9 protein-coding genes are annotated in these 8,848 nt (G+C 48.2%); all 9 read right to left on the reverse strand.

Features of this window, described 5'->3' with window-relative positions; all coding sequences use genetic code 11:
- Window positions 1–2 precede the first annotated feature (2 nt).
- Genes PSI22_RS05360 through PSI22_RS05400 form a run of 9 tightly spaced genes read right to left on the reverse strand, consistent with a single transcriptional unit; the run spans window position 3 to window position 8,637 of the window.
- Entirely contained in the window at window positions 3–1,421 is a 1,419-nt protein-coding gene (locus PSI22_RS05360; protein WP_273578879.1) for a packaged DNA stabilization protein, read from the reverse strand.
- Window positions 1,381–1,890, reverse strand: coding sequence for a packaged DNA stabilization gp4 family protein (locus tag PSI22_RS05365; protein ID WP_273578880.1), 510 nt, complete (start codon window positions 1,888–1,890; stop codon window positions 1,381–1,383). The genes PSI22_RS05360 and PSI22_RS05365 overlap by 41 nt, the downstream gene beginning before the upstream one ends.
- Window positions 1,868–2,068, reverse strand: a complete 201-nt coding sequence (locus PSI22_RS05370) for a hypothetical protein (RefSeq protein ID WP_273578881.1) — start codon at window positions 2,066–2,068, stop codon at window positions 1,868–1,870. Before PSI22_RS05370 ends, PSI22_RS05365 begins: the two co-directional genes overlap by 23 nt.
- A gap of 42 nt (window positions 2,069–2,110) precedes the next feature.
- Window positions 2,111–3,391, reverse strand: a complete 1,281-nt coding sequence (locus PSI22_RS05375; protein WP_273578882.1) for a P22 phage major capsid protein family protein — start codon at window positions 3,389–3,391, stop codon at window positions 2,111–2,113.
- A 1-nt stretch (window position 3,392) separates the two neighbouring features.
- Window positions 3,393–4,292, reverse strand: coding sequence for a scaffolding protein (locus tag PSI22_RS05380; RefSeq protein WP_273578883.1), 900 nt, complete (start codon window positions 4,290–4,292; stop codon window positions 3,393–3,395).
- A gap of 13 nt (window positions 4,293–4,305) precedes the next feature.
- Window positions 4,306–6,393 carry a portal protein gene (locus PSI22_RS05385; RefSeq protein WP_273578884.1) on the reverse strand — a complete coding sequence of 696 codons (2,088 nt, stop codon included), beginning with the start codon at window positions 6,391–6,393 and terminating at the stop codon, window positions 4,306–4,308.
- Window positions 6,393–7,892, reverse strand: a complete 1,500-nt coding sequence (locus tag PSI22_RS05390; protein WP_273578885.1) for a terminase large subunit domain-containing protein — start codon at window positions 7,890–7,892, stop codon at window positions 6,393–6,395. Before PSI22_RS05390 ends, PSI22_RS05385 begins: the two co-directional genes overlap by 1 nt.
- A complete protein-coding gene (locus PSI22_RS05395) occupies window positions 7,870–8,358 on the reverse strand; it encodes a DNA-packaging protein (RefSeq protein WP_273578886.1) in 489 nt (162 codons plus the stop codon). Before PSI22_RS05395 ends, PSI22_RS05390 begins: the two co-directional genes overlap by 23 nt.
- 54 nt (window positions 8,359–8,412) lie before the next feature.
- Window positions 8,413–8,637, reverse strand: a complete 225-nt coding sequence (locus PSI22_RS05400) for a DUF2560 family protein (RefSeq protein WP_038218577.1) — start codon at window positions 8,635–8,637, stop codon at window positions 8,413–8,415.
- Window positions 8,638–8,848: the final 211 nt, after the last annotated feature.

Genomic DNA, 8,848 nt, shown 5'->3' on the forward strand with positions numbered 1-8,848 from the left:
AATTATTCCAACCTGATTTGACAGCCGGAGAGAGTGACAGGAGATCTGGTGATTACTCGCACTTTAAATCCGATGTTTTTACGGATACGACCAACACGTCGCCACAATACCCGTTTGTCATAGATAAATGGTGCGTTCTGTTCGATCATCTGCTCGCGCCCGTAATTGATACCATCAGCCGTTGCAGAGAGAAATAACCTGTCAGCGTATTGAGATACACCAGTAGAGGCTTCCAGCTCGAAATCGAATACCCGTGCGTTGTCGGCTTTGAACATTGGCGTATACAGCAAATGCTCCTGCTGCTGCCCGTACTGGTCAGATGCAGAGAAATTAAGCTGTCCGGTCATAGGCTCGCATTTATCACCAACCGTTATCTGATTACCCTCGAACATGAAATCAATGCCGCGATAGACATCATCAAACAGGCCAGTTTTCAGGATGCACCATTGCACACCACTCTGACTGGCTGAGGCGTCGTAGCACAAAACATGACGCGGTAGGTGGATAATCAATAATTCGTGTGCATCGAACCGCAGAGTTTCCATAATGCCTGCTGCCAATTCATCAGCGGTGTAATCCCGAAGAATTTTCTCTATGGATGCTGTAGCTATCGGAGATGCCTGTCCCTGCTGGATAATATAGACTGAAGGTGCGCCCGTTGCCTGATTACTAATAATAGCGTGGGAGTCACCAAATACAGTTTTACAGTGAGTGCCGGCAATACCTTTCTGTACCATTAATGAGGGCTGAGCAACATAGATAGCGGCCTGTGTATCAGTCGCACCCGTCAGAGAGAAATACTCAATCGTTGATGAACCAAAACACACCACGAAATCGCGCCATGTATCAATGCCGATGATACCATCTGGTTGTGATTCAGCCCTGTACAATGCACGATAACGGTCTGGATGTGATTCATCATCCAAATCGGTTACACCAAACGTATCAGTGCCATCTTTAGCCCAAATGTAGCGCCCACGAGAGCGACAAATATCACGCACAGAGCCAATTTCATATTGTTTGAATTTAGACGAGGCAGGCCAGTTCTCCAGACGTTTGACCGCACCGTCATAGCGATAAAGTGACATTACACCATTGGCCGCTACCGCCTGACTATTGTAACTGTGTGCCATGCTGATCCGACCGGAGCCGGAGACATCACCAATAGCATTTGCCCCCCTATACAGCTTATTACCCAACACACGATAAACAGCCGACTGTTTAGTATTGAACTCGGCACCTCGTGAGATACCAGTAACATCAGCGCGTTTTGTGATGCTGGGAAAGGAGCGGAGATAGCCAGATGCGCTCAATATTTCTTTCGGTGTCGCCAGCATGTTGACAGGGAGCAAATCAACGTAATCAGCGCTTTTGTAGTCTTTACCCGTCCCCTTCATCAGGGGGAGTTGTTGAATCGGCATGTGGTTTGCCTCCCGGATAAAAATGCCAGCCGTTAACAGTCGCCCAGTGATTACCTGAACCAATAGGCATTCGTGCTGGATAATCAGAGCGTGATTTCTGGGCGCGAGATATGGCAGATTGCTTATACAAAAGCTCTTTGCCATATCTGGCGGTGTTGATGATCTTTATTGATGGCTCAATGGCGTAATCTGGGGCAATCCGCACAGCGAGGTTATGAATAACGGCACTGATAGCGCTACTTTTCATGCCGTGCTCGTCACCGTCAGCGGGTAAATTATTACCCTCTGCAAATCGATAACCAGCATCAATACCTGCGCCGTCCTGATACCATTCCGCCATCATCAACTCTAAATCATTAATCGCATCTTCCATTGATTGCGGTTCGATATCAGTCAGCGTGGCATTAGAGGCAACGCCCAGTTTTCTTAATGCCGCATTAACCAAATCACCCTTTGTTGTCAGCCCCATTTTCACCTACCTTACCTTTGCCGAGATTCACTGGCTCAGGTTTCAACGTATCCATGGGATTTTCAACCCAGCCATCAGCCAAATATTCGTCCAATTCCTCTGGTTCAATGACCGTGATTTGCAGCATCATTCCCCAGACATTGACGTCGCCGCCTGATTTGTAGAGCATCTTTTGCATGATTTACCTCAAAATAAAAAGGGAGCCGAAGCCCCCTTGTGATTATTTCTGACCTGCCAACCCGACACCGATAGCCTCTGGACGAACCGCACACGCGGAGTACCACAGCGCAATACGGCACTTACCGGACAATGTGCCGATATCCCCTTGGTAGGCCACGACACCATTCAGCCCCACGTTAGGGATTGAAAATGATTCTGTCTTCATGCCTGAGAACAGATCATGATTGACTGGGATCGGTTGGGACACCAGACGGATAGAATCATCAGCCCAGAAAATGTTGGCTTGCGTTGTCTTGATGTTCAACACATTGACCGCCATCCCATCAGCCAGCGAGATATTCACGTTGGCATAGGCGCGTTCTTCCGGTGTTAACTTGTCGTCGCTGAGTGCAACAGGCTTTGGTGTGATAGTGACATCATTTCCGTTTATAGCCACAACGGAGAACGTTGCATCTTGTGTCAGAATGTTCTTCGCCATCTGAGACAGATATTTCACACCAGCGAAAGAAATCTTATCGCCGCGTTTCAAACCAGCGCCGCTCAACTTAACGACAGCGGTACGATTATCTACGTTCTCGTGGTTTCCATCAGCATCAGTAATCCACGCTTGCGGCTTGAATTTCTGCGCACCAGAGACGGTGAGGCCTGTGGCGGTTGACGCTGGCAGAGAGGGCATTTTCGGAGAGCGCAGAACGTCATTGAATCCGGCCACTTGTTTCTGGATAGTGCCAGCCTTATACGCCTCTTCTGGAATACGTCCGAAGAAATCCTTACCTGCCAGATCCTGACCCGCCCCACGGTAATCTGTCGGGTTGAAGAAGAAAGACAGACCCGCGCTGCGATTCAACTCGCGGGAGAAAATGAGTGCCTCAGCCTCAGAAATGAAATCCCAGCCCGTTTTAGCTGAGCCAATTTGTTCAGGGCTTGCCACTACCAGAGAACCCATCTCAACGGCCTGCTTAGCGATGGCCATCTCAACGTTATTCGCCAGTTTCTGACCGGATGCTTTGATACGGCGACGTATGGAACGCTCATCACGCAGATCATCCGCACGAAGCTGGAAAAAGTCGTTATCAGGCACGCCCATGTTGCACTTAACGGACAACTCCAAGATACCCGTTTCTTTGTTGGTGAGATCCCAACCCTGCTGGGTAGGCGCTTCCTGTTCCAACGGCATCCACACGGTATTCTGTGAACGCTGCATATCACCCGCAGGCGGTGCATACTTATCTACGCGCTGCGCCATTGGCGTAAGGTTTTCCACGGTCTCGATAATTTCATCGACCATGTATGTGATTACTTGACCTTCGTTTAAAGCCATTTCAAATTCCTTTCAACTGTTGTTTTAGCTTGCGATAAAGCCCCGTGTCACCCTTGCTTGCTGCTGCATCCATCTGTTTCTGAATGGCGTCACGATTAGCGGCAGTAACATCGCCACTTAATGGTGTATCAGCCGGAGGAGCGGCAGAGATTTGCTTACCGCGAGGTTTGATAGTTAACTTGTCAGCAAGGCGCGTAAGTTCGATTAACGCTTGCTGTGATCCGAGTGTCAGCAGTTGCCGCGCTTTCTCTGGATTTGCGCCCAGGTGATACATGATCGCAGCCGACTTCTCAGGGAAGAGATGCATAATTTCCGTATCAATACCGGGCGGTACGACTTGGCGGAAAGCGTCCTCTTTTTCCTGATAATCAGGCAGGTTAAGTTTTTCTGCGGCGTCATAGTGTTTCCTTGCTGACTCGACAATGTGTGCTGATTGCTGGGTAAACGCCTGAGTCCTGCGGCCTTGCTCGGCTACTGCATTACTGCGAGCATCCATCGCATTCATCTGCCATTCAAGATTGGCTTGTTGGTATGCTGCTAGCGCCCTGTTTTGGTCGTAGTCATATTTCGCCAATGCATCATCAGACAGATAATTATTGATATCTGGCTGTGTGGGTAACTCAGGTTTTACCCGTAAATCCTCCGGTAACTCTCCGCGCTGCACTGCCTCCATTTGCTGCTCCAGCTCGCGCTGGCGCTTGCGTTCGATACGCTTGGCTGCAAAATGGGCATTAGTTGCCGGGTCTTGTTTCTGGGTCTCATCGTCACTCAGGACAATCTCAAAGCCGTCGCTCTGCCCCGTTGAATTGGCATTATCAACATTGCTCTCAGTGGATGCCGCCGCCTGAGTGCCGGACAGGGGTAATTCTTCAGTAGCCTGAATTTCGTTGGTATCGCTCATGTTTATTACTCTCTCACATGGTTTGAGGGATCTCGCCAGTATTGGCGGTAGGGATGTTGGATTGTTGCTGTTTAGCAACCTCATTCAGCAATTTGATAGCGTCCACCACGGCTTTTTCATCTATGTTCCTAGCCTGAGCCAACTTATAAACGGTATTAGCTTGTGATTCTTGAGCCTGTTGCTGAGCGGTGAATGCTTTGATTTGTGTCTCTTGTGCTCTGGTTTGAGCATTGACGATTTCAGCTTGCGCTTTCTCTTGCTCTGCCATTGCTGCCACCATCATTGGATCTTGTTGCTGCTGAGATTGTTGCTGAGCCTCAGCCAGCCATTGCTCCTCTTCCGGTGTCTCTGGTTTCTTGAGTCCTTGTGTAACAAGCTGTTTAGTGGCGTACTCTCTTGTGATATCAATACCTTTGCCATCCAACAATGACAGGAATTGAAGTAGCAACACATTCCACGCCGGATGCTCAATGGGAACCGATTTCAATAACTCGCCGATTTCAGCTCGGTTCTGTTCTTTCATTGACTGGAAAGATGGACCAACATCGGTGTAGCACTCATAACGCCCGCGAACATCATTGAGTACTGCACGCTGCCCCGTCATTAGATCCACGACCTCAGACATAACCTGCACATCTTTCTCGCTGCCATCTGGTAATGTCATCACTACATTGCGCGGCACATCATAGATATCATTGACGATTGAGGCGTATATCTCACCATCTCGGCGCATGGCGGTAGATAGATTGTCCTGAAACACATAGGTTTCTAGGTCTGACCGCATATTTAGCTGATTGATGGTATCGAATGCTACCTGATTACCGTTCACCGCTTCAGAATCAACACCCACTGTAGCAACGGATTTCACTGCATTAGTCGCCGCTTCCAGCATATAGGCATTAGCCTGTGGTACTTCTGGGTTATCCATGTAAGCGATCGGTTGAGTAGGCAGATCTCCGTTATTTTCATCCGTTTTGTTCACTAGGTAATACGGATAATCATCCGTACCACTGTACATATGCTCATAACCAGCGATTTGCTCAGGCCAGAATATCGGTTTCTTCTTCGGCGTTCGGGCTACGATGTCAGCATTGAATGACATGATCATGTTGCGCAAGCGTTGACCGTCTTTTGTCAGCCTGACTACACCTTCATAGACTTCTTTATCATCTACGAAGCCCCATTCACCGAATACCGGAACAATGGGTATATGCTCACCTGCAATGAGTTCACGATCTTTCAGTACAGCGGAGCATGACAGAATGGTTTTATAGACACGGCGACGTTTAACCTTGCGCTCACCTATCTTGACCATCCCTTTATCAGCCAGTTCATCGATCACGTCTTTGATTTCGCGCTTGAAATAGCTGACAGGTTCGCCAGATAACGGGTCTTGATAGATGAATACGAGTTCTTTCTTCTCCTCTACCTCGTAGTATTCCGCTACATGAATAGTGTTCTGCGTGAACCACGGGAACGTCCATGTATTGGGACTTTGAAATGAGGGAATGTCATCACCATCTAACCCGAATTCCTCAGCAAATGCCGTCCAGCCGTTTTTACTCAGTGAATGGATGATGGTGCAATGCTTTGCATCAGATTTGTCCATCTGCTGGCTATTGCCGTCCCAAATGACATGGGAACAGGCACCGTGAATAGGAACGCGGCGAATGACCTGATTATTACTGGTCGGGTCTTGGTCTTCATAGTCCGTCACCAAACGCCATGCGCCGACACCACATTCTATTTGCTCACGAACAGCAATATTTACCGATGTTTTAGCCGTGTTGTGTCTCATGTCTGTTCGGTACATCCCCATCAGAACATCAGCACTATCAGGATTGGCGCTCTCTTTGGGTCGGTACATCACATCAATCGGGTTCTGGCGCATCTCTGCCACCAGTTTGCGCACCACAGGGCGTACGACATCAAACTGTCCACGGTATTGCAGGGTTGTATATTTGTTTAGCCAGTCGTCCCATTGCGACACACGACTAAAGAATAGATCGTTACGCGCCTCGGTTCTGGCTTCTTCGCTGGCTGTCCAATCCTCATCAAACCGCTGTAGAATTGCCTCCAGCCTGCTATTTGTTTCGGCCATTATCTACCTCTTGCTATCGGCCTGATGGGTGCCGGTATTGTTCTTTGTTTGGGTTTTTTGATATCGCGCATCATTCTGGCGAATCTGCGCATCATGTATCCGTAGCGAACAGCAGAAAGAATGTCGTCGTTGAGCTTAACTATCTTGCCGTTTTCATCTCGATGATAGAGCCTGAACTCATCAAAGAAAGGCTCACAGGTATTGAATACCTTGAACCTACCTTCGAGCATCATGTCTCTAATTTCTACAATACCTGGCTCAACGGCGTTGCCACCTTCAGGCCAAGTCGCGTGCTCTTTCAGCATCATGAATCCAGCGTCTGCATACTGCTCTTTCAACTGCTCACCGCCACCTTTCTCATGCTGGTTACCATCGTGAGGCCAAGCGGTCGGGATCTTTTGACTCCATGCTTTGACAGCGCTCCATGCTTCAGTGGCTGTCTTCTCTTTCTGCTTCCAGACTCTGGCGACATAAATGACATCTTCGTCTTTATCCCACCAGAGCTGTATCTGGGCTTGAGGATGATCCCACCCAAAGTCGCAGGCATTGATAACGTAGAAGTGGTCGGGGCATTCGAATGGCTGACACTTGATGGTTTCTTCGGGTATCTGAAAGATTCTCCCGCTGCCCATCGTAGGGATACCGCGAGAACGAGCATCGCGCTCATGCTCAGGGTAAGAAGCGATTATCTGTTCTTTCTGGCTATCGGTGTAATGGTCGGCATCATAGATTGTCATGGTGACAACCTTCTGTGCTTTGCTTGGACTCTTCAAGAATTTCGTGACGACATCTGACATACCCATCAGTGGAGTAAATGTCAGCAGGGAGAATTGACCGTATTTGTTTGTACGAGTCAGACCTTCACTGTAAATGCTATAAGGTGGCTCTTCATCGAACCAGACACCATGTATGGTGTCACCCTGCCAACGAGCACGACCCTGCGAGTAAGGCTTGAAGTAGCAGAGAGACATACCATCTTCTACTCCGTCTGGATTGCGGTGTCTTACCAGAAGATGATCGACAAGGTTCGGGAAGAATGGTGACTTCTTCCAGCTTATGATGTCCTCTTTCGGTATTGACCCGTATCCGGGGTCTCCATTCTCTTCGATGCGCCCACAAAGAATACGTTGGGTAGTTTTGGTTACGGTTTCGTTTGTCTCACCGCCAACCCAGAATACGACAGGTTCATAGAACCTTTTACCACCCCAATCACCTTGCCATGCACCATCATCTGGATAACCTTTGGTTCCTGGGTAACGTCCGGTAAGATGGAATGCAACCTCTGCACCTCCAGTAAACGATTTACCTAGCTGATTACCCGCCATGAAGCAACGTTCAGAATATTCACCCCCTGCCTCAATGAAGTCTCTCTGCTTACCGTATGGGGTGAACTCGTAAAGCTGATGGGTTTCTCTGTAGGTATTCTCTTCTTCGAGTAACTTAAGCAGCTCTATCTGCTCATCCTCGCTCAGTTCATCAAGAATCGCTTCTTCCACCACGGCTCAGTAACTCCTTAATACGAGAGCGGCGCTTGTCGCGATCTCCCTTATCAGGTGTCACGTCTTCAACTTGCTGCTGCTCTTTCAGCCCCAAATCACGGGCTATAATGTTTGCATTCAATAGATCGGCCGCTGCACCAGAGAATTTCTGATCGTAAATAATCTTCTCTGCTCGCGTGGTGACCTCGATAAAGTCTTCTCTGGCACGGTATAGTCGCCATGTGTCTTCACTGATATCGAGAAACAAACATAGCCCTGTTAGCGTCATGGCTCGCATCTTAGGTAGAGCTTCTTGCGTCACTTTGCCCTGAAAGGAAAATGCCTTCATCTCATATAGCGGATTCTCTTCTACCCATTCGAAATATTCAGTGCAAGCCACCCATAACTGTTCAGGCGATTCGAATATCGGCTTTCGTCCATGACTGCTTCTAGCCTCCCAGAATCTATTTCCTTTTGGTGCTGCCATATTCCCTCCTTAACTCATTATCCAGCCCACTCTGTGAATAGGCTGTGTGATGAACTACTTGAATAGACTCAATGCCTCTTGAGCATTGCGAATGGATTTATCAGTTCTAGCCACAACACCGGACTCGGTTTGCACGAGTTTGTATTGATCCTTGAATAGCTCAAACTTGAGTGTGTCATCACCGATAAACTCAATCGCCTTCTGAGCTGCTGCTGTGTCGTTCATTACTAGTCGGAGTATCTCCAACCTCATTCGTTGTGATGGTGTTAATTCTGTCATTTAGAATTTCCTGCTATGTGTTGAAATATATTCCCGTGAGGATCGAAGACAACCCCAGCCAAAAACCTCCACAAACCTCTGTCAAGCACCCGAAAGTGGATGCTTTGGAGAATTTTGTATTCAGTTTAATTTTCGTTCTATTCATTCTGGTACAATCACAAAGTGATTGCATAGAGAAACTATCTCACTGACACTATGTCCTAACATACTC

The organism is Xenorhabdus aichiensis, assembly GCF_028598775.1.
Classification (GTDB): domain Bacteria; phylum Pseudomonadota; class Gammaproteobacteria; order Enterobacterales; family Enterobacteriaceae; genus Xenorhabdus; species Xenorhabdus bovienii.